The sequence below is a fragment of the Microbulbifer elongatus genome (assembly GCF_020524885.1).
Classification (GTDB): Bacteria; Pseudomonadota; Gammaproteobacteria; order Pseudomonadales; family Cellvibrionaceae; genus Microbulbifer; species Microbulbifer elongatus_A.
Window position 1 is genome coordinate 326,350 of record NZ_JAIVKJ010000003.1, and the last position, 24,994, is coordinate 351,343.

The window sequence follows — 24,994 nt, forward strand, 5'->3', positions numbered from 1 at the left end:
CTCTACACTGCTTGGAGAAATACTGTATATATTGCCAGTATGGGCGGTGAGGGTACAGGAATTTATGCCGGTTGTTGCTCTGGCTCTTGCCCCTCGGGCGGGGTGTCGTCGTTCAGAAGGGCCAGTTCGGCGATATAGGAGGACAGGAAAATACGTCCGGTGAGTTTTTCCAGCAGGCGCGAGCGGCTCAGGCGGTCCAGCACCGGCCCTTTGACTTCCGCGAGATGCAGGCGGATGTTGCGGCTTTGCAGATCCTTGTTGATCTGGTGCAGGCGTTCCAGGGCGGTGCCGTCGATACGGCTGACTGAGGACAGAATCAGTATCAGTTCCCGGGTATCCGGGTGACGCTTCAGTTCGCTCAAAAGGCGATCTTCAATCGCGCTGATATTGCTGAAAAACAGGCTCTCGTCGATGCGCAGGAACAGCAGGTCCCTGTGGGTTTTCACATCGTGGCGTAGCACGTTACGGAAATGCTCGGTTCCGGGTACCCGCCCCACAACGGCAATATGAGGCCGGCTGCTGCGCCAGATCAGTGTGGCGAAGGACAGTCCGATACCGAGGGCAATGCCCACTTCGACACCGAACAGCAGTACCCCGGCGAAGGTTCCCAGCATAGCGATACCGTCGGTGCGATCGTAGCGCCAGTTGTGAACAAAGCCCGGAAAATCGAACAGGCTGGCCGCGGCGACGATGATGATTGCCGCCAGCACGGTCAGTGGAAGCTCGCTGAACATGCCGGTGAGGTATATCAGTACCGGGATCATTAACAGCGCAGCCAGCACCCCGGCCAGCGGCGATACTGCGCCGGCCTCGGCATTAACCGCGGTGCGTGAAAAGCTGCCGGCCACCGGCAGGCCGCCGGAGAAGGCACTGGTGATATTAGCGGCTCCCAGCCCGAGCAACTCGCCGTCCGCATTCAGTCGCTCTCCGCGTCGGGTAGCCAGCGCCTGAGCAATAGAAAGACTTTCGACGAAAGTGAGCAGGGCGATGATCAGTGCTGGCAGTAGCAGTTGATAGGCGAGGCTCCAGTGCCAGTCCGGCAAAGCAATTCGGGGTAGCCCCGGTGGAATGGCGCCTACGGTATCCAGTTCTTCGCCGAGCTTGAGCCAGTGCACCAGGGCAATAGCGCAGAGAACCAGCAGCATCGGCATTAGCTTTGCCGCCAGTCGCGCCATCTGTTTGGGTGTGCCCATGCGAAACAGCAGCATGGGCAGCCACACGCGGCTGAAAATCAGTAATGCGGCGGTAGTGACACCAAAAACTAGGGTGGGTAGGTGGGCCTCAGGCAGGTGTTCGATCACATGAAAGAGCTTTAGCGACGCGGTATCTCCCTCGGCCTTGATACCCAGTAGGGATGGCAGCTGGCCGACGATGATCAGTGCCGCGGCGCCGGAAACAAAGCCGCTGATGACCGGGTGACTGAGCAGGTTGGAAAGGGTGCCCATCTTGAACAGGCCCATGACAAACAGGAAAAGCCCGCTCAGGAGAGTGAGCACAATGGCTGCGCCGATATATTCAGGGCTGCCGGTGGCGGCGAGTGGTGTCAGTGCCGATACGGTCATCAGTGATAGGACCGCCGCGGGTCCAACAGACATTGCGCTGCTGCTGCCGAATACCGCATAAGCTATAAGTGGCACCAGGGAGGCATAAAGACCCACATGGGGTGGCAGACCCGCCAGCAGTGCATAAGCGAGTCCCTGAGGCACCAGCAGCATGCCGGAAACCAGTGCCGCGGTAATGTCAGAAGAGAGCCACTGGCGGCGGTAGTTTCTAAGCCACTTGGGAATGAGTCGGTTTGCCCGTATCACTTGTGCAGGTGTGTACCAGAGACCATGGGATTCCAACAGGATAGTCCCTGGTACAGCCCCTGAGCCAGGCGGCGCAGCTCAGGCCGGTTTACGCGTGGCGTTTTTCCAGCAGCTTGAAGACCAGCATGCCGGACACCATGGCGAGCACAAATACCATTGCACCGGTTTCCAGGGCGCCAGATGCCACAATTCCGGGGCCCGGGCAAAAGCCTGCCAGACCCCAGCCCACACCGAAGGTCAGGCTGCCGAGCAGCAGACGCTTATCCAGTGTACGTTTGCCAGGCAAGTTGATCGGGTCACCCAGGAACGCCGTTTCGCGTTTTCTGGCGATAGCGAACGCCGGCAGTCCCACTGCGATGGCGCCGCCCATGACCAAAGCCAGGGAGGGGTCCCAGGCGCCGAACAGGTCGAGAAACCCGAGTACTTTTTCCGGGTTGGCCATGCCCGAGAGCAGCAAGCCAAAGCTGAAGATTAATCCGGAGACAAATGCGGATAGAGTCGCTTTATTCATGGCATCAGGCTCCCAGCAGGTGGCGAACGATGTATACGGTGGCGAAGCCGCCGAACATAAAGGTCATGGTGGCGGCGAGTGAGCGCGGCGACAGCCGCGAGAGTCCGCACACCCCGTGCCCACTGGTACAGCCGGCCGCATAGCGAGTGCCGATACCAACCAGCAGCCCCGCGGCAATCAGTACCGGATAGCTGGCATTGATTTCGATGGTGGGCAGGGCGTGAAACAGTCCCCAGATCCCGGGGCCCGCCAGCAAGCCGAGAATAAACGCCAACTGCCAACCGCGATTGCTCTTGTTTTGAGCGTCGCGCTCACTGTTGAACAGTCCACCGAGAATCCCGGAGATTCCCGCGATACGACCATTCATTAGGATCAGCCAGGCGCTGGCCAGTCCGATCAGGACACCGCCGGCGAGGGCGGATACAGGGGTGAATGCATTCCAGTCGATGCTCATGGTGATGAGTTACTCCGCGCAATACAGTTGATACAAAGTCTGAAGAAGGGCCAGAACCTTCGGGTCAGCCACGCGGTAGTACACCCGCTTGCCTTCCTTCCGGGTGGCCACCAGTGCCTCCCGGCGTAAAACGCCCAGTTGCTGTGACAGGCTGGGCTGGCGGATGTCCAGGCGTTCCTCCAATTCACTGACGCAAAGCTCTTCCTCGCATAGCTGGCAGAGCAGGAGCAGACGATCCTGATTGCCCAGTGAGCGCAGGAGTAGCGAGGCCTCACCGGCGGCGGTGCGCATTTTGTCGAGCTGGAGGTCGCTGGTTTCCGGCATGGTGATCTTCCAGTGGTTCTTCAGGCTGGTTGATAGCTTTCAGGCGATAGCTGCCAGATGAATTCTAGATAGCTTCACTCAATTGTTGCGGAAAAAATAATATATTGAAAAGTATATTGATGGAAGATATATTTCTTATGGTTATTGAGTTATTCCTAAATCATATATGAGGCGATTCCATGGCTACCACAGATCTCCGCCCACTTGTGCAACCGTTTCTCGACGATGATACCGAGACCTGGAGCTATGTGATCTACGACCGGGACGGTGGCAGCGCTGCGGTCATCGATGCAGTGCTGGATTTTGACCAGGCATCCGGGCGCACCAGTACCGACGGCGCCGAGAAGATAGTTGAGTTCGTACGCGCCAAAGATCTAACCGTGGAGTGGGTGCTGGAGACCCATGCCCACGCAGATCACCTGTCCGCGGCACCGTTTATTCGTGAGCAACTGGGTGGCAAGATCGCCATCGGCGACCATATTCGCCAAGTGCAGGGCATCTTCCGAGAAGTCTTCAACCTGGAAAAAGAGTTCCTGGTGGATGGCTCCCAGTTTGACCACCTGTTCCATGACGGTGACACCTTCAACATTGGGGAGCTCGAAGGCCGGGTTATATACGTTCCCGGGCACACACCGGCGGACATGGCGTGGCTGATCGGCGATGCGCTGTTTGTGGGCGACACCCTGTTCCTGCCGGACGTGGGCAGTGCCCGCTGCGACTTCCCTGGCGGCGACGCCCGCACGCTTTACCAGTCGGTGCAGAAGCTGCTATCCCTGCCGGAAGATACCCGCATGTTCATGTGCCACGACTACCCACCCAACGGTACCCGTGAGCACGAGTGCGAAACCTCTGTGGGCGCACAAAAGCGCGACAACATTCATCTGCACGAAGGTGTGAGCGAAGACGAGTTTGTAAAAATGCGCAGTGAGCGCGACGCAACCCTGGGTATGCCGCGCCTGATTCTGCCGTCCATCCAGGTGAATATTCGCGCGGGCCAGATGCCGCCGGCGGAAGACAACGGCACCGTGTATCTGAAAGTGCCGGTCAACAAACTTTGAACCAGCCACCATTCGAGTCAGTTGAGGAAACGAATATGGAACGCAAGACACTGGATTCCCAGGTAAGTATTTCCGCAGAGCCCGCGCTGGAGGAATTTGCGGCGCTGGCCGAGCAGGGTGTGGAAGTGGTTGTGTGCAATCGGCCGGAAAATGAAGCGGAAGACAACGCCAGCTTTGCGGATCTGGAAAAGGCTGTTACGGCTGCGGGCATGGCCTTCGTCGCCATTCCGTTTTCCCGGGGGCAGATGCAGCCCGCGCACAGCGAAGAATTTGCCAAGCTCCTGAGCAGTGGTAAAAAGGTGCACGCCTTCTGCCGCACTGGCAATCGCTCCTGCAACCTGTGGGCCGCGGCGGGCTGCCTGAATGGGGCTGACAAGCAGCAGTTACACGAGACTGCACAAAAAGCAGGGTTTGATATCAGTGGCGTGCTGGTGACCTACTGATCTGATTGGTTACCCCTCAAAGGAATCGAACCGGTGAAAGATGTTTTCAGTGGCGGCCTGGTCCAAGTCCTGGGTCGCTTCGTTCCCGCTGCGCAATGGTTGCCCGGTTATTCACTGGCGACTTTGCATAGGGACCTGCTGGCGGCGGTCATCGTCACCATCATGTTGATTCCCCAGTCTCTCGCTTATGCGTTGCTGGCGGGGTTGCCGGCGGAAGTGGGGCTCTACGCGAGTATTACCCCGCTAGTGGCTTACGCGCTGTTTGGCAGTAGCCGCACGCTGTCGGTGGGGCCGGTAGCGGTCGCCTCACTGATGAGCGCGGCGGCCCTGGGGCAGGTGGCTGCGCAAAATACCGCGGACTACCTGTTGGCAGCCATGCTATTGGCTTTGTTGTCGGGCCTGTTCCTGTTTTTGTTGGGCGTGTTGCGCCTCGGTTTTCTCGCCAATTTTCTCTCCCACCCGGTGATTTCCGGCTTTATTACAGCGTCGGGGATCCTGATCGCATTCAGCCAGCTAAAGCACCTGATGGGTGTTTCGGCCCACGGTGACAATCTGCCCGAACTCATACAGTCGATGTTTGCCGGCCTGGCACATATCAACGTGTACTCGCTCATGCTGGGTACGTCGGTGGTCATTTTCCTGATCTGGTCCCGCGGTGGTGCGGTGCGATTTCTACAGCGGTTTTCTCTGTCACAAAACACCGCGGCGCTACTGGTCAAGGCCGCTCCTGTCGTGGGGGTGATTGTCACTATCCTGCTTGCTGGCGGACTGGGCCTGGAGGCCAAAGGGGTAAAGCTCGTGGGGGAAATACCCAGCGGCCTGCCGAGCTTTGCCTGGCCAAGTTTTTCCCTGGAGTTGATTCAGCAGCTGTGGCTTCCTGCGGTGATGATCTCGATTATCGGTTATGTGGAATCCATTTCCGTCGGTAAAACCCTGGGCGCCAAGCGTCGGCAGAAAATTGATATGAACCAGGAACTGATTGGTCTGGGTGCCGCGAACATGGCCTCGGGCTTCTCCGGAGGGTTTCCGGTCACCGGCGGTTTCTCGCGCTCGGTGGTCAATTTCGATGCGGGTGCAGAGACGCAAATGGCGAGTGTATTTACCGCTGTTGGTATTGCGCTGGCGGCCATGTTCCTGACCCCGTTCCTCTACTACCTGCCCAAGGCCACATTGGCGGCGACCATTATTGTCGCGGTGTTATCTCTGGTGGATTTCTCCATTCTGAGGAAGACCTGGCGATATTCACCCAGCGATTTTTTCGCGGTCTTGATCACCATCGTGGTGACCCTGTTGTTTGGAGTGGAAATGGGGGTGTCCTGTGGCGTGCTGGCATCCATCGTGCTGTTCCTGTACCGGACATCTAAGCCACACATCGCGGAGGTGGGACTGGTGGAAGGCACCGAACACTTCCGTAATATCCAGCGCCACCAGGTGCGCACACTGCCGCAGATCCTGAGCATTCGCGTGGATGAAAGCCTGATGTTCTCCAACGCGGCTTTCCTGGAAGAGCGGGTTTACGGCGACATCGCCGCGACACCCGAGGTGAAACACGTGATTCTGATGTGCAGCGCCATCAATGAGATCGACTGGAGCGCGCTGGAAACGCTCGAATCCATCAACGAACAGCTGCGTGCCTCCGGTGTCTGCTTCCACCTGTCGGAGGTCAAGGGGCCGGTGATGGATTCCCTGTCGAAAAGCGGTTTCCTGGAAAAGCTGTCGGGCAAGATATTCTTCACCCAGTACCAGGCGTTTACCGCGCTGCGCGAAAACCTGGACGGATGCTAGCGCGGTATGGCGGCAAGTGTGACGTACGGTAAAACGACGGCCCCCGCGCTATTGGGAGAATAAGTAGGGAAACAGCTTCTGTTTCTCCTCGTCCGTAAGGGACTCCACCCTCAGAATGTTGTCGTGGGGAATGGACTCCGGATCCGGGTAGTTTTCCAGCCCGCGCTCCAGGCTCGCCTCACGCAGGATATGCAGAATAGGGTAGGGGGCACGGTTGGTCAGGTTCTCCGCGTCCTCTGGTTGCGTATCGGCAAACTGGTAGTGGGGGTGGAAGCTGGCAATCTGGTAGGTACCCTCGTAGCCCTGCCGTTTTAACAACCATTCGGCATCGTCGAGGAAAGCGTTGTAGTCGTGGAAGTCCCGCAGCTGGGTTGGCAGTATCAACAGTGTGGTTTCCACTTCTGACTCGGTGCAGCGATCCAGTACCTGGAACTCCTGCAGCAACTCTTCCAGTAGTACCTCGGTGCACTTGTCACCGGCCGCCTCACTGACCACGAAACGGATCTGCCCGGCGCGCAGTGGCTTGCGGGCGAAGGGGCAAAGATTCAGCCCTACCACCACGTCTTTCAGCCACTGCTCTACCTGGGCAATGACTGGATCACTGTCTGTCATGGGTTAACCCTCCCGCTTACCACATAAGGTCGTCGGGTATCTCGTAGCCTGCGTAGGGGTCGTCCTCATCTACCGTCGACGACTGCTCCGGAGGCTGCACTACCATCGCCGGGTTGCGCTCGGCGATCTTGTCCGCGATGACCCGCGGTACCAGCTCAAAAGTTTCGCCCTCACCAACAATCAGCAGGCGGCCGGCGGTCAGATGCTCCTGCACGGCGCTGGAAACAAAGATTTTCTTCACCTTCTTTTCAAAGGTGAAATGATAGGCGATATCATCCTGGCCCTTGGGGCCCTTGGATTGCTTGTTTTTCTCGATAAGCTGCTTGATTTGCGCTGCAATGGCCTTTTGTTGCGCTGCCGCTTCGCGCTGGGCATTCAGCTCGCGGTCGCGGGCCACTTTCTCCGCCCGGGCCTGCTCGGCCGCCAATTTGGCTTCATCGACCTGTGCCTCGCCAGACTTTTTGGCCACCTTGTTCTGTTTGCGCTTTTCTTTGCTGATTTGCTTTGCTTTTTTGCCGTCGACGAGGCCGGCCTTGAGCAGCTGATCCTGTAGTGATGCCATGGTTCGGTGTACCCGGTTGTCTATTCCTGTCAGGTGGTAGGCGAGCGGTACTCACTGTGTGGGGTGCGCGCCTTCACTATATCTTCAAATTGGATATGGCAATTCTATCGCAGTCGACCGGCCAAGAGAAAAGCAGTTAACACTCGGCTGCCGGGGTCAAGGTGATGGCATTCCGCGAATCGCCTGCACGCGCGGGTTCATGACTCGAAACCATGCCGGCGGCATGCAGGCGAGCAGCATCATCGCCGGGTAGCCCGCGGGCAACTGCGGGCTTTCCTCGTGGTGGCGCAGTATCTGGTAGTGCCGGCTGGCTCTGAAGTGGTGGTCTGAATGACGAGTCAGCTCGAACAGCGAGAGTCGCCCCAGCCAGTGATTGGAGTTCCAGGAGTGCTGTGGCTGCACCCGTTCATACCGCACCTTTTCCCCTTCGCCTACCAGGTCGCCGTCCGTATGCTGATCCAGGCGCTTTCTGCTAAGGCCGTAGTGCTCGATGTAATTGACAGTCTCCAGCATCAGGATGCCAACCGTGGCGGCCATGACGAACCCCACCAGGGCTGCGGGGTCGAATATCACCAGTATGCAGACCAGCAGAGCCAGCTGGAGCAGTTGAAATTGCAGCATCTGGTTATGAATGCCAAGGGAGTTGAGAGACAGTTTTTGCAGGCGCTGGGCTTCGAGTGTCCAGGCTGATGCGTATCCCATCTTGATCGAGCGCCACCAGAAACGGTAAAGAGATTCATTGTATTGGGCGCTGGCGGGGTCTTCCGGTGTGGCGACCCGACGATGGTGGCCGCGATTATGCTCAATAAAAAAGTGCGTATACAGCGAGCTCAGTAGCAACCCCTGCGCGACCCTCTGCGCAAAATGCTCCGGTCTATGGCCCAATTCATGGCCCACGTTTATGCCGAAAACACCACACATCAGGCCCACACTGAGAGCGCCGCCGATAAGTTCAGGCAGCGAGTAATCACCGGCAAGTGAAAAGAACAGGATAAGTACCCCGTATTGGACAGGTAGTGCCAGATAAAGCAACAGGTCGTAGCGCCAGTCCTTCTCGACCTTCTTTTCCTGCGCGCTCGTGAGATTCCGGTCGGATTGAGGCAATAGCCACTCCACCAGGGGAAGTAACCCGTACAGGTAAACAACGGGGAGTATCAGCCAGAAACCACCCATCAGTAAGCAGGCGGTAACGATAATGGGCAGCAGGTAGGCGAACGTATAGCGCAGCGTGCGCGCAGCTGGCAATGGTGCGGGAGATGGTGCGGGAGAGGGGGCTGAAACACCTGGGCTCTGGATATTGTGCATTTTACTGTTCTCGATCAGTGGGCTGCTACTTCTCTCCCATGCTTCAACGCAGCTTCACTGCAATGTAAGGGTGATTTGGAACCGGGGCGGGGCTGGAAATTCAATGCCGACGGGTACCCGCGCCCCGGGAAACTCGTTTACTTATTCAATCGTAAAATTTACTTGGTGGTGAACACCAGAGTCGCAGTCACTGGAACTATGGGGCTGATACTTTTGAGGCCTGCGACTTCACGGAGTTTGTCGATACCTTCAAGTAACTTAAAGTCCCCGGCGCTCACGATAATCGGCGCACCGGTTGAAACCATCAGTTTGCCACCTTCGAGCGCGGTGACCCGCAGGGGAACTGTCTCGGTTTTTTGTTCGCCGTGCACTTGCATCGTCATATCCGCCTCTACCGTTATGGTCTGGCCTGATTTAAGCGACTTCAGCTTGGCGACATCCACGTTACTGCTGATGGTGGCTTGGGCAAATTTCGCCGTTTCAAACAGCATTGCTTGCATGCGTTCGTTGCGAATCGGAATGTTGGTCTCGACACTCGCAAGATCAATGGTCAGTTCTGCCTGGCCATCGTCGGAGATGCTGCCACTCATACTCTTGAAGTAGTGCTTCTCGGCGATGTTCCCTTTCTTTACGGAAACGAAGTGCACGCTGGATTCGTCTCCAGCCAGTTGCCAGTCAGCGAGTGTAGAGACGGGTAGTGCCAGTAGGGCGGCCAGCGCGAGAGGCATTAAACGCATGGGATAAATCTCCTGTTTGGATTGTGGGGGGGTGCCAACACATTTCGTGACTAGTTGAGGCTACTTGGTGCTGATAATGGAAACTACCAGTCGAGCGTCTCCCTGGCCAGTAAAGGATTGTTAAAAGCCGATGATATTCATACTCGGGCGTGAATTCACCGGAGTGAAACCGAAGGTAGGTTAATGTCTATTTCCGGGCACTCCATGGGCTTTGTTGTCAGTTAGTGTAACTGTGTCACCGATTCTATATCCGGCTACCTGAACCGTTTATTAATTCTCCGGCCGAGAAGCGCGAGTCGCAGCTGGTAATTGTGTCGAGAGAAAATCCAGTATGGCCTGATTGACCGCTTCCGGTTGCTCCAGCGTCGAGAGGTGTCCAGCGTGCTCGACAATCGTGAGCCGCGCGTCGGCGAGCCGCTTGGCCAGCGCAATAGAGCAGGGCGGCGGTAAGGAGATATCCTCCTCTCCGACGATCACTACGGCAGGTTGCGATATTCCTGCCAGGTGTTTTTTCAGGGAATCCCTTGCACAGAGGGCGTTCACCACATGTTGAATAGAAACAAGTGACATCGAGGCAAACTTGTTTTTCCAGTGTGTTACCAGCTCCGGTTGTTCACGCAGGGTGTGTTGACCGAACATCAGCTTGGCCACAATGTTCAGCATTGGTCGAATCCCCAACAGTTTTGCCAGCAGCACCAGGGTTTTGTACTTGGCAATTTTGAACCGGGTTTCGGTGCCCGCGTGGGTATCCAGCAAAATGAGGTGGCTTACCCGGTCCGGTACGGTAATCGCCGCCCGCAGCGCGATCATGCCGCCAATGGAAAGCCCGCCCCAAATGGCATTTTGCACGCCTTCCTGATCCATTACCGCAACCACGTCAGCCACCAGGTCGTAAATGTCCAGGGGCGCGTCGGCGACACCCGACTGTCCGTGGCCGCGAAGGTCGACATTGATTACCCGGTAATGACCAGAGAGGGCATTTATCTGTGGTGACCACATTTCACCGTCGCATAGAAAACTATGCAGTAGCACTATGGCGGGGCCTGATCCCTGGCTTTCATAGTAAATGCGGTAATTATTATTTTTTGCGAAGGGCATTCTGCGATCATCATTGATTTACTGAGAAGCCACTGTAAGGGAAACGCTTTACCGGCGTAAAGAATTCGATGATTTGCTCTTCGCACAAGCAAAAAAAGCCGGCTGGTGCCGGCTGTAAACATTGGGGATGGTTCCCAGTATGTGCGGGCGGGGTGCCCGCAGGGGGAGCCGGATACCGCTGGGAGGCCAGCACCCGGATTTGAGAACGGAACCGCGGGGAATCAACTGGCCAGTGACAGTGCCTCCTCCTGCGCATTCGTATCTTCATCGGTGACGGATGAGCGGATCAGGTGATCAAAGGCGCCAAGTGCGGCAGTAGCGCCAGCGCCCATAGAGATCACAATCTGCTTGTAGGGCACAGTTGTGGCATCGCCCGCGGCAAACACACCGGGGATGGAGGTGGCACCGCGGCTGTCGATTTCGATCTCGCCCATGCGGTTCATCTCTACGCCGCTGTCCTTCAGGAACTCGGTGTTTGGCACCAGGCCAATTTGCACGAACACACCCGCTAGCTCTAGCTTCTTGCTTTCGCCACTCACGCGGTCGGTATACTGCAGGCCATTCACCTTGCTGCCGTCGCCCAGTACTTCCGTCGTCTGTGCATTGGTGATGATGTCTACGTTCGGCATGGAGCGGGCCTTGCGTACCAGGACTTCGTCGGCTCGCAATGTGTCTGCGAACTCCAGAACGGTAACGTGTTTGACGATACCGGCCAGATCGATGGCCGCCTCGATACCGGAGTTTCCGCCGCCAATCACCGCCACGTGCTTGCCCTTGAAGAAGGGCCCGTCACAGTGCGGGCAATAGGCCACACCTTTGGTGCGGTATTCAGCTTCACCGGGCACGCCCAGTTCGCGCCAGCGGGCACCGGTGGCAAGCACCACAGATTTACTTGCGAGGGTGGCGCCACTTTCCAGTTCCAGCTCGATCATTTGTTTCCGCCTCAGGTCAGCAGCACGCTGCCCGGTGATGATATCGACACCGTACTCTTTCACGTGCTGCTCCAAGCTTGCAGCCAGTTTCGGCCCCTCGGTGTAGGGGACCGAGATAAAGTTCTCGATACCCACGGTATCCATCACCTGACCACCGAAACGCTCGGCCACCAGGCCGGTGCGGATGCCTTTGCGCGCGGCATAAATAGCCGCTGCGGCACCGGCCGGGCCACCGCCCAGTACCAGTACGTCGTATGGCTCGCGCTCGTTTAGCGCTTCCGCCTTGCGCGCCTCGGCGCCGGTATCGATCTTGGCCACGATTTCTTCCAGGCCCATACGGCCCTGGCCGAAGTGCTCTCCGTTCAGGTAGACCGCGGGCACCGCCATGATCTGACGCTCATCGACTTCTTGCTGGAACAGGGCTCCGTCGATCATCTCGTGGGTAATGTTCGGGTTCAGGTTCGCCATCAGGTTCAGCGCCTGCACCACGTCCGGGCAGTTCTGGCAGGACAGCGAGATGTAGGTTTCAAAGTGGAACTCACCCTGGATGTTGCGGATCTGTTCCTGCAACTCCGGATCCGCCTTGGATGGGTGGCCGCCGGCCTGCAGCAGGGCAAGCACCAGGGAGGTGAATTCGTGTCCCATAGGGATACCGGCGAAGCTGACGCGCGGGCTTTCTCCGGCGGGGGCGATGGCCATGCTCGGAGTGCGCTTGCGGGTCTCCTCCTTCAATTCAATCTTGCTGGAGAGTCCGGCGATTTCGCTGGCGAGGTTGTTCAGTTCAACAGCCTTGGGGCTGCTGTCGGCGGACACACTGATCTCGATCGGAGTGACGATATTCTGCAGATAGGTGTCCAGTTGTTTCTTTACGTTTGCGTCCAACATCGGTGTGTCCTGAAATTTGGGTATTTATCAGAAGTAGCTGTGAAGGCGCCGATGCCGGGTGCTCTCTTGTGAGACCTTCCGCGAGAGGGACCTCGCGGAAGAGCCCCCAGGGATGGGTTTACGGCGTGTCTCACAAGAGAGCACCCGGTAGCGGCGGCGCCACTGAGCTCTATTCAGAGCTCAGATCTTTTGCGGGCCGGAGCCCGCAACTGCTCGTTAGATCTTGCCTACGAGGTCCAGGGAAGGAGCGAGGGTTTCTTCACCTTCTTTCCACTTGGCCGGGCACACTTCACCCGGGTGGGCGGCAACGTACTGGGCGGCCTTGATCTTGCGCAGCAGGTCCTGGGCGTCGCGGCCGATACCGCCAGCGTTGATCTCAACGATCTGGATCTTGCCTTCCGGGTCGATCACGAAAGTACCGCGGTCTGCGATGCCTTCTTCCTCAATCATCACACCGAAGTTGCGGGTGATGGTGCCGGTGGGGTCGCCGATCATCGGGAATTGGATCTTGCCGATGGTGTCGGAAGTGTCGTGCCACGCCTTGTGAGTGAAGTGGGTATCGGTAGATACGGAGTAGATCTCAACACCCAGTTTCTGGAATTCGGCGTAGTTGTCCGCCAGGTCACCCAGCTCGGTCGGGCATACGAAGGTGAAGTCCGCCGGGTAGAAGAAGACCACGGACCACTTGCCTTTCAGGTCCGCGTCCGACACATCGAAGAAGTCACCAGACTGGTAAGCCTTGGCGTTGAACGGTTTGATTTCGCTGTTGATGTAGTTAGCCATGGTATTTCCTTATCTCCTGAGAGAATTTTGCCCCGTCGTTTAGGGCGTGGGTTAGTGGGTACGGGTGAAATACTATTGGCTTGCTTGGTTTAATAAAAATAATCGATTTAAATGCCTCTGATTGTTTTTCTTTATTGAGTGAGGTTTTTGGATAGCTTCCGTGCTTTGTGTATTCGCGGTTGTGGTCTAGGCTGTCTAGTTGAGCTTTGTTACAGAACGGGCTGCCATAAAAATGATAAGTTATGGGACTCATCCACCAATGCGATGTGTACCGTACTGTCTTGTGACCCTGCCGGGAGGCTCTGGCCTGTAAGCGCTGGCAGGGAATTCGAACCTCACTAGTCCCCATTCCGCAAAGGAAGACAATATGAAACTTGCGATCCTTTCCCGTGGCCCCAAATGCTATAGCACACTGCGCCTTCAGGAAGCTGCAGTGAACCGCGGGCATGATGTCAGTGTGCTGGACACCCTCAAATTCGCCATTGACCTGGAGCGCGGCGCTCCGGACCTCTACTACCGGCAAAAACACATTGCCGATTTCGATGCGGTACTGCCACGGATTGGTGCCTCGATCACCTATTACGGCACAGCGGTCGTCCGTCAGTTTCAGGAAATGGACGTTTTCTGTGCAAACACCGCGCACGGCATCAATAACTCGCGCGACAAGCTGCGGAGCTTGCAGTTGCTCAGTCGGCATCAGATCGGTATCCCGCGTACGACCTTTGTGCACAACAAGAAAGACGTGCTGCCGGCGATCGAGCGTGTGGGTGGTGCACCGGTGGTGATTAAGTTAATCGAGGGAACCCAGGGTGTCGGCGTGTTGCTGGCAGACACGGTCAAGCAGGCGGAAGCGATCATTGAGCTGTTGCAGGCCCAAAAGCAGAATGTCCTGATCCAGAAATTTGTTGCTGAGAGCAAGGGCAAGGATATCCGTGCGTTCGTGGTGGGTGACCGTGTGGTAGCGGCGATGCGCCGCGTGGCCCAAGGGCAGGAATTCCGCAGCAACGTACACCGCGGTGGCATTGCGGAGCCCGTGGACCTGCCGCAGGAGTATATCGAAACGGCGGTGCGGGCGACCCAGATCATGGGTTTACAGGTGGCCGGTGTCGATATGCTGGAGAGCAGCAGTGGCCCGCAGATTATGGAGGTGAACTCCTCGCCGGGGCTCGAGGGTATCGAGACCTGCACTGGCCTCGATGTTGCAGGGGCAGTGATCGAATATATTGCCGCGCAGGTGGACTTCCCGGAGATAGATGTGCGCCAGCGGCTCACGGTGAGCCGGGGCTATGGCGTGAGTGAAATCTATATTCCGGAAGGCTCCAAGTTTGTCGGCAAGACCATTGCCGGCACACGGCTGGATGAGCACGATATCAACGTATTGACCCTGTACCGCGGCTCCAAGATTATCCCGAACCCGCGCCACGACCGTGTGCTGGAGCCGAACGACAAACTGCTCTGTTTTGGCAAGCTCGAAGCCATGCGTGGCATGGTTCCTGCGAAAACCCGCCGCCGGCGCCAGCCGGACATTGGTAATCTCCCCGAGGATGCGACTACCGCGGCAAGCGTGGAGGCCGTGGAGTAGGCCTAAACGAGTTATCTGGACATTTATCTGGACCTGGGCAATGGATACAGAATTTCAAATCCTCAACCAATGGGGCGACTGGCAGGCTTCTCTGTTTTCCGCAGATGCATTCAGTCAGGCCGCCATCCTGCTCCTCGTGTACGCGCTGGCATGGGTGGCGTCACAGCGTGTGGTAACGCTTCTTCCGGTTTTGTCCGGTCCTCCAGAGATTCCCGAGCACCAGCCTCTGCGTTTGCTTCTCTTTCGCTGTGGGAAGCTGTTGTTTCCACTGCTGGCGATTGTGCTGCTAAAAGTGTCTGCCGCATTCTTTCCGCTGGTCAGCGGTAGCAATTGGCTGTTGCAGTTTGCCCTGGCGGTTGCGCTTGTCCTGCTGTTCCACTCATTTGTGCGCACGGTGATTGGTAATGCGACGGTCGCGAAGATGTTTCTGTGGGTGGGGATGCCGATACTGTTTCTGTATGTGCTTGGCGCCCTCGGTGATGTGGTGGGGGTGCTGGATTCCATGGCGGTCCAGATTGGTAATATTCGTCTGACCGCATACGGAATTGTGCGCACAGCAATCTTCGGTTCGCTGTTGTTCTGGCTCGGGCGGATTTCCAACTCGACCGGGCAGACCATTATCCGCAAGCAGGAAACTCTGGATTTTCGGACGCGAGAAGTCGCCGCCAAGCTGTTTGAAATCGGCTTGTTTGTGGTTATTGCCCTCCTGCTGTTGCAGCTGATGGGCATCAATCTGACGGCGCTGGCGGTGTTCGGTGGTGCGGTGGGCGTCGGTATCGGTTTTGGACTGCAAACCATCGCCTCAAACTTCATCTCCGGCATCATTATTATTCTTGATCGATCGGTATCCGTTGGCGATTACATTGAGATGGAAGATGGCCGCAAGGGACGGGTGACCGAGCTCAACATGCGCTCGACGACGCTAGAGACCTTTGACGGAAAAGATATCGTGGTGCCGAATGAAAAGTTTGTATCCAATTCATTTATCAACTGGACCCACAAGAATAAAAAGCAACGCTACCGGGTAGATTTTGGCGTGGGCTACGGAACCAATGTTCGCGAGCTGGTTGAAATCATAAAGGAGACGGTTGCCAGGCATCCGCAGGTGCTGAGTGGACCCGAACTTCCCATCGAAGAGCGCCCCGATTGTGAAATTGACAGCTTTGGTGACAACGGGGTGAATATGTTTGTCGAGTTCTGGATGGAGGGGATCGATGACGGTCGCAACCGGGTTGGTGGTGACCTGTTGCTGGCAATTCTCGAGACACTTCAGGAACACAATATCGAGATTCCATTCCCGCAGCGGGATGTGCGGCTGGTCAGTGTCCCGGAAAAGGGCGCCTCGTTACATCCACAACCACAATGAGAGTCCAGCGATCATTCCGGTGACGCCCACCGCGATCAGCGCGGTAAGGCCATCCTGAGCCACCAGGGCGAGCCCAAAAAGGGTGAGTGCAAGTCCGGCAATGGTGGCGGAGAAGGGCAGTATTTCCATAGCGGGCAGCGCCATTCCGATGGCGGTGCTCACCAGTGCAATTAGATAACTTCCACCGCGGTGCACCAGTAATGACAAGCGGGGTTGTAGCCAGCGGTCTATCGTAGCGGCTGGTCGATACAGCCACTGCACGACTCGAAGGAATTTGGCCCTGGAGATTGACTTTCTGAGCAGCCATTGAGGCAGCCACAGGTGGCGTCTTAGCAAAAGCATTTGCACCGATGTGAGCAATATCGTAAGCCCCATCAGCGTGGGTACGCCGGGAATCCCCGAAAGCGGCGAAAACAGTATCAGCCCAGCTACCAGGAGTAGCGGCGCGAACGAGCGCTGCCCCAACGCCTCTAGTACCTGGCCCAGGGTTACCGGGTCGTGTTTGCTCGCCAGTCGCTCAAGATGAATGAGCAGCTGGCTCAAGTTTCTGATGTGTTCCTGCATTAAGCCTCACCATGCTTTTGGCCACGCTTGCGTGGGTGAGGCTTTTGTGAGAGCCGTTCGTGCCATTTGAGCGCAATCACGGTCAATGCCGGCAAGGCCGTCAAGGTCACCGCCATGGCGCCGATAATTCCAGCCATGACAATAACTCCAACGCCCCGATAGAGCTCGGTGCCCGCTCCGGGCAAAAATACCAGTGGTGCCAGGCCGAAAATCGTCGTCAGCGTGGATATGGCAATAGGGCGCAGACGGGAGTCTACGGCCTCCTGCACCGCCTGCACCGCGCCCATACCGTCTTCCTTTACATTGCTAATGGCCCTGTGCACGACCAGGATGGGATTGTTGACCACGGTGCCCATCAGGATCAGGAAGCCAAGCATGGAGATCATGTCGAAGGGCTGGTGCACACCTTCAAACCCCATGCTACGCAGGGTGGCGCCCACCACGTTCAGCAGGGCCAGCCCGGCAATGCCACCGGCAATCCCCAGTGGGATAGTGGTCATGATCAGCAGCGGGTAACCCCAGTGGCTGAAGATGGCCACCATCAGCAGGTAGATGATGGCAAGTGCCACCAGATAATTACTGCCGAGGGAAGCGCGGGTGGCATCCAGCTGATCGGCGGCACCGGAGATGTCCATAGAAACCCCGAGCGGTACCTGTCCGTTTTCGCGCATGTACTGCACGAGTTCGGTGCGCACAGCTTCCACACCAGTTTCCAGGGCAACGGAGCGCGGTGGAATGATATTCAGGGTCACCGTGCGGCGTCCGTCGAGCCGACGCACGGTCGCGGTGTCGACGGTTTCCTCAATGTGGGCCAGTTCAGAAAGTGGCAGCACGGCACCTTCTGGGGTGTAGATGAAGATCTGCTCCAGGGTCTCCACGGTGGCCTCGGGGCCATGTTGGTTGTACAGGTAGATATCGATCTTGTCGTCGTTGAGAAAGAATTCATTGACGAAAGCACCGTCTGTAAGCGCGGCTACCGCGAAACCGATATCTTCCGCACTCATACCCACTTCCTCCGCGCGCTCCCACCTGGGCTTTACTTCCAGCAGTGGTTGCGCGAGCGATAGGCTGGACGGTTGGGTCTGGATGTTGGGGTTGTCAAAGATTGCCTTGGCGCGATCGTAGGCGGTGCGGGCGACCTCATAAATATCGGCTAGATTGGCGCCGGAAATATTCAGGTTCACACTGCGGGTGCCGCCATCGTTGCTGCTGATAATCGAACCGCGGGTGGCAAAGGCACGCATGCCGGGATATTGCTCGTACTTGTGTACGATGGCGGTCATCAGCTCATCGATGTCACGCGGGTCTTTCGTCTCCGCAATGATGCGCAGATTTTGGGGGGACACGCTGAGGATGAAATACTTCATTAGCGGTATTTTGGCCGGCTCACCTCGCTCAGTGTCGTGTGTTTCCGGTTCCACAAACGGCATGAAGTAGTCCTGTATCTCTAGTCCAATTTCCTTCATGGTGGCGAGGTTGTAGCCGGGGGGCGCGTTCAAGTAAGCGAAGGTTTTGGCTTCTTCGCCTTCCGGCAGGTATTCAGCTGGGGGTGTCAGTAGTAGGACGATGGCCAGACTGGTGGCAATGGTGATACCGATGCAGTAAATGCGCCTTGAGGGCGAGGTGAGCAACCAGTGAACTTTGCTCACTACCCCGCGGCGCATTCTGCTGTGCTCCCGGCTATCCGCTCCAGGTTTTCTAACAGTGCCATCAAATTTCAGCCGCGCGCTCGCAGTGGGGATCACTGTGATGGCCACCAGCATGGACACCAGAATCGATGCGGAAATGGCGATAGCTATGTCCGAATACAGTTGCCCAGCTTCTTCTGCGATGAAAACCACCGGCAGGAAGACCATGACGGTGGTGAGCGTGGAGGCGAGTACCGCCGGCCACACCTTCTTCACACCACTGATGGCTGCTTGTAATCGATCCAGCCCGCGGCGGCGTTCCAGCTCGATACTTTCCAGTACCACAATGCTGTTATCCAGCGTCATGCCGATGGAGAAGGCCACACCGGCGAGTGAGATAACATTGATGGTGCGCCCGGCAATCAACAGTCCGATAAAGGCGGCGATAGTACAGATGGGGATGCCCACCACGCCCAGTGCGGTTGTGCGGATGGAGCGTAAAAAACCATACATGATGGCAGTGGCGAGCAGGGCGCCCAGCGCCAGGTTTTTCCACACATTGAACACCGATGCCTCCACGTAACCCACATCGTCGGCGGTCAGCACCATGTTCATGCCCTGGGGTTCCAGAAGCTCCCGATTGATACGTTCAACTTCTTTTATCATCGCGCGCTTGATGTCGATCACATTGGAGCCACTCTCGCGGCGGACCGACAGGAAGATAGCCGGTTGGCCGTTGACGAACGCGCTGCTGCGAACCTTGAAATGGTCCAGCTTGATGTCCGCCACGTCACTGAGGCGCACGATACTGTCGCCATCACGGCGCAGGATCAGGGCGCGCAGCTCCTGCAGGTCTTTGAACCGCCCCAGGGTGCGCAACAAATAGCGGCGCTTGCCACTTTCCACCTCGCCTCCGGAGATGTCCCGGTTGCGGGTGCGGATTGCTTCACGAACATCGGTGAGCGTCAGGTTCCGCTCTGTCAGTCGCTCGGGTTGCAGGCGTATCTGAATCTGTCGCTCTGCACCGCCGCCTACGCCTACCTGGGCCACGCCGGGAACACTGGACATGCGGGGCCGCACATTGTCTTCTACGTAGTCCCGAAGCATGTCCATATCCAGCCCGCGCGGGTTGCCCGGCAGGGGGGACACGCGGAAATACATAAAGGCGTTGGAGGAAAAGGAGGTAGCGTAGACCCGGGGCTCATCCACATTCTCCGGGTAAGAGGGGACCTGGGTAAGTGCGTTGTTGACTCGGATCTGGGTTTCGAGGATGTCTACGCCAAAGGGAAACTCCAGTTCTATGTCCGCAGAGCCCAGATCGGCGGAGGACTGTAGCTCCAGCAAATAGGGAATGTTGCGCAGGTACTCCTCCTGCTCGATCAGGATCTCTTTTTCAATGTCCTGCGGTGTGGCGCCGGGCCAGCTGGTGCGGATGGAGATGGTGCGCACCTCCAGATCGGGAATCATCTGTACGGGAATTCGGAAGGCTGCCACCAGTCCGAGAATCGCAACAATTAGCACCGTGACGGTGACCAGAATGCCGTTCTTGATGATCTGTTCGAACATCAGCGGACTTCTGCGCCGGGGTTCGCTGTCATTGCGCGCTTGAGAATGACCTTCTGCCCGGCCTGAAGACTCTCATTGCCGCGCACGATCACCCGCTGGCCCGCCTCAACCCCGCTTTTGATTTCGATCATACCGTTGAAGCTGAGCCCGGTGGTTACTGGCTGTTCATTAACCGCGGTCACCTTATCCCACCGGCTGCCGGGCGCGGCTGCCCACACGGTGATGCGTCCATCGGGATAACGCAGCACGGCATCCCGTGGCACAGCGATCCCTTGTTGGTCGCGTTTCAGCTGAAGTACCGCCGAAGCCGACATACCGGGAATTAGTTGTGGGCCCTGGCCGTGTGCACCCTTTGTTGAATCCAATATGGTGCGCAGGAGAAACGTGCGGCTACCACTGCGGCTTACCGGAACCTTGTGCTCCACCCGTGAAGTAAACGATTCGCCATTGTCCAGCTTTACCCGAATTTCGGTTTGTGGCCGAATATGCGCGTAGTAGCGTTGCGGCACCCGAAAGTCCGCGCGCAGGGAATCCGTATCGACCAGCTCGAATAACGCAGTGCCGGGCTCCACCCACTCCCCCAGATCTACCTCACGCAAGCTGACCGTACCGGAAAATGGCGCTTCGACCTGGTGCCGGCGGAGCAGGGCATTCAGGCGCGCGGTTTCCACCTGGGCGGCCTCCAGCTCGGCGCTGCGCTCACGTACTTCCGAGCCGAGGCTCTCAACCTCGGTTTCCGCCACATGATCGTCGCCCAACAGCCGCTGGAGCTCTGCCAGCCGCCGGCGGCTGTCTGCCACCGTCTCCCTTACTCGAGCCACTTCGGCGAGCGCCGCATCGCGACGGATACTGCTGAGTTCCGGGTCCAGGCTAAGCAGCGGATCGCCTTTTTTTACCCGGTCGCCGATATCCGCATGAATAGCCTGAATCAGCCCGGCAACTTCCGCCGAAAGCAGCGCCTGCCGGAGAGGGGTGATTGTGCCGGTAACCGGTACTTCTTCGATCAGGGGTTGCCGTTGTACAACCACCGCTTCCACGGTAATTGGCGCCGCTTCGGGAGAATCTTCATCTGCATCGGCGGATGTTGCAGCAATGACGGCCGTCAGCAGCGACAGCAGCAATTTGAGCGACACCGGGATGGTAAAAGTGAAGACGCTGGACGAGTGCATTGAGGAAGTTCGTTAGGGCTATCTCGCTAGTGTAGTAATCACCCCGCGGGCTGAGCTGATAGGGCGCAATCGGGGCTGTGGGAATACGGCCGGATAAGTAAAAGCAATGAACCTGATTTGCATCTTTTATCGATGGCGGGGGCGCATAGCCAATGGGGCTCAACCCCGTTCAAGTTTTTCGTAATTGATACCTCCATTGGCGCGGGAGTGTTCATCTTGCGTCAACAAGGCTTGCGCCAGTGCCTATATTCAGAACCAAACGGTTCCAGATTCCGCTCGCTGTCCCTCAGGAGGCACACCAATGATCAAAAAAACGATACCCCTATGTACCGCCATGGCCATCACCATAGCGACACTCTCCGCCAGCGTGTCGATCCATGCGCAAGAAAAGCCAATGCCGGGCGAGCCAAAACCCAATAGCTTCTGGTGGCCAGACCAGCTGGATCTCTCGCCGCTGCGCGATCACAGCAAATCGTCCAGCCCCATGGACGATGACTTCGATTACGCCAAGGCGTTCAACAGCCTGGACCTGAATGCGGTGAAGCAGGATATCCAGAAGGTGCTCACCACATCCCAGGACTGGTGGCCCGCGGATTACGGTCACTATGGCCCGTTAATGATCCGGATGGCGTGGCATTCGGCGGGCACCTATCGGGTGGGTGATGGGCGAGGCGGCGCAGGAGGCGGTCAACAGCGCTTTGACCCCCTTAACAGCTGGCCGGATAACGCCAACCTGGACAAGGCCCGGCGATTGCTGTGGCCGGTAAAACAGAAATACGGCAAGTCGCTGTCCTGGGCCGACCTGATGATCCTTACTGGCAACGTGGCGCTGGAGTCCATGGGCTTCAAGACGTTTGGCTTCGCCGGTGGCCGCCAAGACGACTGGGAGCCGGAGACAGTTTACTGGGGGCCTGAGACCCAGATGCTCGATTATGAGAAGCGTTTCAAGGGAAAAAAGCTGGTTAATCGCGAGCTGGCGGCCACCGTCATGGGGCTGATTTACGTGAACCCGGAAGGCCCCGGCAGCAATCTTGATCCGAAATCGGCGGCGGAAAGAATTCGCCTGTCATTCGGCCGTATGGCCATGAACGACGAGGAAACGGTAGCGCTGATTGCCGGTGGCCACGCCTTTGGTAAAAACCACGGCGCGGTCAAAGCGGACTGCATAGGTAAAGAGCCTGCAGCGGCGCCGATTGAAGAGCAAGGATTTGGCTGGAAAAACAAGTGCGGCAAGGGCAATGCCGAAGACACTGGAACCAGCGGGCTGGAGGGCGCCTGGACAATTACCCCGGCGCAATGGAGTCACAACTACCTGGATAACCTGTACAAGTTTGAGTGGAAGAAAACCAAATCACCTGGGGGTGGCACAGTCTGGATTCCCACAGACCCGAATGCCGCCAACATGGTGCCGGATGCGCACCTGAAAGATAAGCGCCACCCGCCCGTCATGCTCACAACGGATCTGAGCCTGAAGGAAGATCCCGCCTACCGGAAGATTTCCGAGCGATTCCACAAGAACCCGAAAGAGTTGGAGGACGCCTTCGCCCGTGCCTGGTTCAAGCTGACACACCGCGATTTGGGACCGAAAGCGCGCTATCTGGGAGCGGAAGTGCCAAAAGAGGATCTCCTCTGGCAGGACCCGCTGCCCACCGCCGATTACCAGCCACTGGCTGAAGGGGATGTGCTCAAGCTGAAAAAGGAAATACTGGCTTCCGGACTGTCGATTCCCGAACTGGTGCGGACCGCCTGGGCCTCAGCCTCCACTTTCCGTGGCTCCGATATGCGCGGCGGTGCGAATGGCGCGCGCATTCGACTGGCGCCACAGAAAGATTGGCCGGTAAACGATCCGCAGGAGCTGGGCAAAGTGCTCGGAAAGTTGGAATCCATCCAGCAAGGATTCAACAAGTCGCTCTCCGGCGGCAAACAAGTCTCACTCGCTGACACCATCGTATTGGCAGGCAATGCGGCGGTTGAAGAGGCAGCCAAAAAGGCAGGGCACAATGTACATGTGCCCTTTAAGCCCGGGCGCACCGATGCAACAGTGGAAATGACCGATGTTGAGTCTTTCAGCTGGCTGGAACCCATGGCCGACGGCTTCCGCAACTATTACGGGAAGGGTAACTCCGTGTCCCCGACCAGAATGTTGGTGGATCGGGCAGACCAGCTCACCTTGACCGTACCCGAAATGACGGTGCTCGTCGGTGGTATGCGGGCTCTGGGGGCAAACGCCGGTAATTCCAAGCATGGGGTGTTGACGGATAAGCCGGGAACCCTCACCAATGACTTCTTCGTGAACCTGCTCAGCATGGATTCCGAGTGGTCGAAATCCTCCAAAGGCGAGGGCATATACGAAGGCAAGGACCGCAAGACTGGCCAGGTGAAGTGGACTGCCACACCGGTTGACCTTATTTTTGGCTCAAACTCCGAGTTGCGCGCAGTGGCAGAGTACTACGCCATGGGAGACTCCGATCAGGCGTTCGTCAACGATTTTGTTAATGCCTGGGCGAAAGTGATGAACCTGGATCGTTTCGATTGAGTTGGCTTGTACGCGAAATTTCCAGAAAGTAGCTTATGGCATGCTACAGGCTATTGTTGAAAGACAGGCGGCCCCGGGGCCGCCTGTTGTTGTGTTGGGGGTGATGATCCATTGACGTTGTGGTTGCGTACCAGCCCACTGAAACCTGGACAGGACGTGAAATCCTAAATGAAAAAAAACACTGTCAGATTCTTCTCCCTATTCGCCCTGCTTTTCGCTTCTGTTGCCTCCGGGTCAGAATTGGACGTTCGCGTATCGAACTCGCCTCCGGAAGGCACTTTGGTATTTCAGGTCTATGACAACCCTGACGCCTTTGGCGATTTTCGCAGCCCAAGCTGGGAGGCCCGGCTGGCGGTTAGCCCCGACGGGCGGTACCGCCTCAAAGGAGTACCTTCGGGAGCCGTGGCTCTGCTGGTGTACGCCGACATTAACGGCAATCAGGCTCTGGACAGAACCTTTATCGGTATTCCCAAGGAGCCCATAGGCTTGTCCAATGGCTATCGTCCAAAGGGGCCGCCCAGCTTCCAGCGCGCAAGTTTCTCTCTGGCGGCCACTGAGGCCAAGACCGTCGATATCGATATGTATCAGGTCTTGGGCGACTCAGGTCAGTGGGGCGTCGGCCTCGGTGTTATCGGCCGCAGCAGCCCCTATGTAGGCTCCGATTCCGCAGTCACACAAGTGATACCCGCAATTACCTATTTCGGCGAGCGCCTGCAGTGGGTGGGGCCGAGCCTGCGTTACGGACTTTGGGGTAGCGATACTTTCCGGTTTGCGGTCAATGCCACATACCGCGTGGGCGCCTATGAAGAGGACGACAGTCCCATTCTGGTCGGGCTGGGGGACAGGGACAGCACCCTGATGGCGGGCGTTGGACTGGTGTATGACGGCCCCAACCAGATTGATGTGGACTTCCGCTATCAGCACGACGTGCTCGACCGGTTTGGCGGGGGCACTGCGGAGTTGCGGCTGTCCAAAGGGTTCCAGACCGGGAATGTCAGCTGGGGGCCATCGATCGGGGTCAACTGGCTGAGCAGCGACATGGCCAACTACGATTTTGGTGTGCCGTCCTGGGCTGCGATCCCCGGTCGACCACCCTACGACGTGGGCAGTACCGTGACCGCGGAAGGAGGAATTGGTGGCATGCTGGAGATAACCGAGCACTGGCGATTCGTGATTGACGTGAGCGCAGAGTATCTGGGTGACGATATCTCGGATAGCCCCATTGTGGACGACGACTATGTGCTCAAGGGGTTTGCCGCGATTACCTATACCTTCTGATCTTGCGG

The 24,994-nt window shown here is 57.4% G+C and carries 21 protein-coding genes and 1 pseudogene; 8 read left to right on the top strand and 14 right to left on the bottom strand.

Annotated elements, in window-relative coordinates; genetic code table 11:
• Positions 1-62 precede the first annotated feature (62 nt).
• The 4 genes from LC059_RS13395 to LC059_RS13410 form a co-directional block, all read right to left on the bottom strand.
• The gene (locus tag LC059_RS13395) at positions 63-1,808 is read right to left on the bottom strand and encodes a SulP family inorganic anion transporter (RefSeq protein ID WP_226704375.1); all 1,746 of its coding nucleotides are present in this window, start codon (positions 1,806-1,808) and stop codon (positions 63-65) included.
• A gap of 88 nt (positions 1,809-1,896) precedes the next feature.
• Positions 1,897-2,319, bottom strand: coding sequence for a DUF6691 family protein (locus LC059_RS13400; RefSeq protein WP_226704376.1), 423 nt, complete (start codon positions 2,317-2,319; stop codon positions 1,897-1,899).
• 4 nt (positions 2,320-2,323) lie between these two features.
• Positions 2,324-2,773 carry a YeeE/YedE family protein gene (locus LC059_RS13405; protein WP_226704377.1) on the bottom strand — a complete coding sequence of 150 codons (450 nt, stop codon included), beginning with the start codon at positions 2,771-2,773 and terminating at the stop codon, positions 2,324-2,326.
• Between the two features lie 9 nt (positions 2,774-2,782).
• On the bottom strand, positions 2,783-3,097 hold the full coding sequence (locus tag LC059_RS13410) for an ArsR/SmtB family transcription factor (protein WP_226704378.1): 315 nt from the start codon (positions 3,095-3,097) through the stop codon (positions 2,783-2,785).
• 179 nt (positions 3,098-3,276) lie between these two features.
• On the opposite strand from LC059_RS13410, the gene LC059_RS13415 reads away from it, so the two are divergent.
• The 3 genes from LC059_RS13415 to LC059_RS13425 are packed head-to-tail and all read left to right on the top strand — an operon-like array spanning position 3,277 to position 6,383.
• Positions 3,277-4,155 carry an MBL fold metallo-hydrolase gene (locus tag LC059_RS13415; RefSeq protein WP_226704379.1) on the top strand — a complete coding sequence of 293 codons (879 nt, stop codon included), beginning with the start codon at positions 3,277-3,279 and terminating at the stop codon, positions 4,153-4,155.
• Positions 4,156-4,190: 35 nt separating this feature from the next.
• A complete protein-coding gene (locus LC059_RS13420; RefSeq protein ID WP_226704380.1) occupies positions 4,191-4,598 on the top strand; it encodes a TIGR01244 family sulfur transferase in 408 nt (135 codons plus the stop codon).
• Between the two features lie 33 nt (positions 4,599-4,631).
• The gene (locus LC059_RS13425) at positions 4,632-6,383 is read left to right on the top strand and encodes a SulP family inorganic anion transporter (RefSeq protein ID WP_226704381.1); all 1,752 of its coding nucleotides are present in this window, start codon (positions 4,632-4,634) and stop codon (positions 6,381-6,383) included.
• Between the two features lie 48 nt (positions 6,384-6,431).
• Here LC059_RS13425 and LC059_RS13430 read toward each other — a convergent pair whose 3' ends face one another.
• From LC059_RS13430 to ahpC, 7 genes are all read right to left on the bottom strand, one after another.
• The gene (locus LC059_RS13430) at positions 6,432-6,995 is read right to left on the bottom strand and encodes a DUF1415 domain-containing protein (protein ID WP_226704382.1); all 564 of its coding nucleotides are present in this window, start codon (positions 6,993-6,995) and stop codon (positions 6,432-6,434) included.
• 16 nt (positions 6,996-7,011) lie between these two features.
• Positions 7,012-7,557: a DUF2058 domain-containing protein gene (locus LC059_RS13435; RefSeq protein ID WP_226704383.1), complete on the bottom strand. Its 546-nt coding sequence runs from the start codon at positions 7,555-7,557 to the stop codon at positions 7,012-7,014.
• 156 nt (positions 7,558-7,713) lie between these two features.
• Positions 7,714-8,862 (bottom strand): alkane 1-monooxygenase, encoded by a 1,149-nt coding sequence (locus LC059_RS13440; protein ID WP_226704384.1) that lies wholly within the window; start codon positions 8,860-8,862, stop codon positions 7,714-7,716.
• 158 nt (positions 8,863-9,020) lie between these two features.
• Positions 9,021-9,599 (bottom strand): YceI family protein, encoded by a 579-nt coding sequence (locus tag LC059_RS13445; RefSeq protein ID WP_226704385.1) that lies wholly within the window; start codon positions 9,597-9,599, stop codon positions 9,021-9,023.
• Between the two features lie 270 nt (positions 9,600-9,869).
• Complete coding sequence (locus LC059_RS13450) at positions 9,870-10,697, bottom strand: alpha/beta fold hydrolase (RefSeq protein ID WP_226704386.1); 828 nt, start codon at positions 10,695-10,697, stop codon at positions 9,870-9,872.
• A 221-nt stretch (positions 10,698-10,918) separates the two neighbouring features.
• A complete protein-coding gene (gene ahpF, locus LC059_RS13455; protein WP_226704387.1) occupies positions 10,919-12,514 on the bottom strand; it encodes an alkyl hydroperoxide reductase subunit F in 1,596 nt (531 codons plus the stop codon).
• Positions 12,515-12,730: 216 nt separating this feature from the next.
• Positions 12,731-13,297 (bottom strand): alkyl hydroperoxide reductase subunit C, encoded by a 567-nt coding sequence (gene ahpC, locus LC059_RS13460; RefSeq protein WP_078083780.1) that lies wholly within the window; start codon positions 13,295-13,297, stop codon positions 12,731-12,733.
• A 367-nt stretch (positions 13,298-13,664) separates the two neighbouring features.
• Here ahpC and rimK point away from each other — a divergent pair.
• From rimK to LC059_RS13475, 3 genes and pseudogenes are all read left to right on the top strand, one after another.
• Positions 13,665-14,588 (top strand): annotated as a pseudogene (gene rimK, locus LC059_RS13465) (30S ribosomal protein S6--L-glutamate ligase); the annotation flags it as partial.
• A complete protein-coding gene (locus LC059_RS13470; RefSeq protein WP_226704581.1) occupies positions 14,589-14,879 on the top strand; it encodes a cation:proton antiporter regulatory subunit in 291 nt (96 codons plus the stop codon).
• Positions 14,880-14,919: 40 nt separating this feature from the next.
• Positions 14,920-16,245: a mechanosensitive ion channel family protein gene (locus LC059_RS13475; RefSeq protein WP_226704388.1), complete on the top strand. Its 1,326-nt coding sequence runs from the start codon at positions 14,920-14,922 to the stop codon at positions 16,243-16,245.
• Here the strand turns inward: LC059_RS13475 and LC059_RS13480 are convergent.
• Genes LC059_RS13480 through LC059_RS13490 form a run of 3 tightly spaced genes read right to left on the bottom strand, consistent with a single transcriptional unit; the run spans position 16,225 to position 21,172 of the window.
• Positions 16,225-16,809 (bottom strand): exopolysaccharide biosynthesis protein, encoded by a 585-nt coding sequence (locus LC059_RS13480; RefSeq protein ID WP_226704389.1) that lies wholly within the window; start codon positions 16,807-16,809, stop codon positions 16,225-16,227. The two genes, LC059_RS13475 and LC059_RS13480, sit on opposite strands and share 21 nt — an antisense overlap.
• Positions 16,809-20,003 (bottom strand): efflux RND transporter permease subunit, encoded by a 3,195-nt coding sequence (locus LC059_RS13485; protein WP_226704390.1) that lies wholly within the window; start codon positions 20,001-20,003, stop codon positions 16,809-16,811. The genes LC059_RS13480 and LC059_RS13485 overlap by 1 nt, the downstream gene beginning before the upstream one ends.
• Positions 20,003-21,172, bottom strand: a complete 1,170-nt coding sequence (locus tag LC059_RS13490; RefSeq protein WP_226704391.1) for an efflux RND transporter periplasmic adaptor subunit — start codon at positions 21,170-21,172, stop codon at positions 20,003-20,005. The genes LC059_RS13485 and LC059_RS13490 overlap by 1 nt, the downstream gene beginning before the upstream one ends.
• A 301-nt stretch (positions 21,173-21,473) precedes the next feature.
• On the opposite strand from LC059_RS13490, the gene katG reads away from it, so the two are divergent.
• The gene (gene katG, locus LC059_RS13495) at positions 21,474-23,708 is read left to right on the top strand and encodes a catalase/peroxidase HPI (RefSeq protein WP_226704392.1); all 2,235 of its coding nucleotides are present in this window, start codon (positions 21,474-21,476) and stop codon (positions 23,706-23,708) included.
• A gap of 168 nt (positions 23,709-23,876) precedes the next feature.
• Positions 23,877-24,986 carry a MipA/OmpV family protein gene (locus LC059_RS13500; protein WP_226704393.1) on the top strand — a complete coding sequence of 370 codons (1,110 nt, stop codon included), beginning with the start codon at positions 23,877-23,879 and terminating at the stop codon, positions 24,984-24,986.
• Positions 24,987-24,994: the final 8 nt, after the last annotated feature.

What these genes read in the sequence shown, in the direction of transcription:
- LC059_RS13400 (WP_226704376.1), bottom strand. Translation starts at nt 2,319, where the DNA reads ATGAATAAAGCGACTCTATCCGCATTTGTCTCCGGATTAATCTTCAGC.
- LC059_RS13405 (WP_226704377.1), bottom strand. Translation starts at nt 2,773, where the DNA reads ATGAGCATCGACTGGAATGCATTCACCCCTGTATCCGCCCTCGCCGGC.
- LC059_RS13410 (WP_226704378.1), bottom strand. Translation starts at nt 3,097, where the DNA reads ATGCCGGAAACCAGCGACCTCCAGCTCGACAAAATGCGCACCGCCGCC.
- LC059_RS13415 (WP_226704379.1), top strand. Translation starts at nt 3,277, where the DNA reads ATGGCTACCACAGATCTCCGCCCACTTGTGCAACCGTTTCTCGACGAT.
- LC059_RS13420 (WP_226704380.1), top strand. Translation starts at nt 4,191, where the DNA reads ATGGAACGCAAGACACTGGATTCCCAGGTAAGTATTTCCGCAGAGCCC.
- LC059_RS13430 (WP_226704382.1), bottom strand. Translation starts at nt 6,995, where the DNA reads ATGACAGACAGTGATCCAGTCATTGCCCAGGTAGAGCAGTGGCTGAAA.
- LC059_RS13435 (WP_226704383.1), bottom strand. Translation starts at nt 7,557, where the DNA reads ATGGCATCACTACAGGATCAGCTGCTCAAGGCCGGCCTCGTCGACGGC.
- LC059_RS13440 (WP_226704384.1), bottom strand. Translation starts at nt 8,862, where the DNA reads ATGCACAATATCCAGAGCCCAGGTGTTTCAGCCCCCTCTCCCGCACCA.
- LC059_RS13445 (WP_226704385.1), bottom strand. Translation starts at nt 9,599, where the DNA reads ATGCGTTTAATGCCTCTCGCGCTGGCCGCCCTACTGGCACTACCCGTC.
- LC059_RS13450 (WP_226704386.1), bottom strand. Translation starts at nt 10,697, where the DNA reads ATGCCCTTCGCAAAAAATAATAATTACCGCATTTACTATGAAAGCCAG.
- ahpF (WP_226704387.1), bottom strand. Translation starts at nt 12,514, where the DNA reads ATGTTGGACGCAAACGTAAAGAAACAACTGGACACCTATCTGCAGAAT.
- ahpC (WP_078083780.1), bottom strand. Translation starts at nt 13,297, where the DNA reads ATGGCTAACTACATCAACAGCGAAATCAAACCGTTCAACGCCAAGGCT.
- LC059_RS13475 (WP_226704388.1), top strand. Translation starts at nt 14,920, where the DNA reads ATGGATACAGAATTTCAAATCCTCAACCAATGGGGCGACTGGCAGGCT.
- LC059_RS13480 (WP_226704389.1), bottom strand. Translation starts at nt 16,809, where the DNA reads ATGCAGGAACACATCAGAAACTTGAGCCAGCTGCTCATTCATCTTGAG.
- LC059_RS13485 (WP_226704390.1), bottom strand. Translation starts at nt 20,003, where the DNA reads ATGTTCGAACAGATCATCAAGAACGGCATTCTGGTCACCGTCACGGTG.
- LC059_RS13490 (WP_226704391.1), bottom strand. Translation starts at nt 21,172, where the DNA reads ATGCACTCGTCCAGCGTCTTCACTTTTACCATCCCGGTGTCGCTCAAA.
- katG (WP_226704392.1), top strand. Translation starts at nt 21,474, where the DNA reads ATGATCAAAAAAACGATACCCCTATGTACCGCCATGGCCATCACCATA.
- LC059_RS13500 (WP_226704393.1), top strand. Translation starts at nt 23,877, where the DNA reads ATGAAAAAAAACACTGTCAGATTCTTCTCCCTATTCGCCCTGCTTTTC.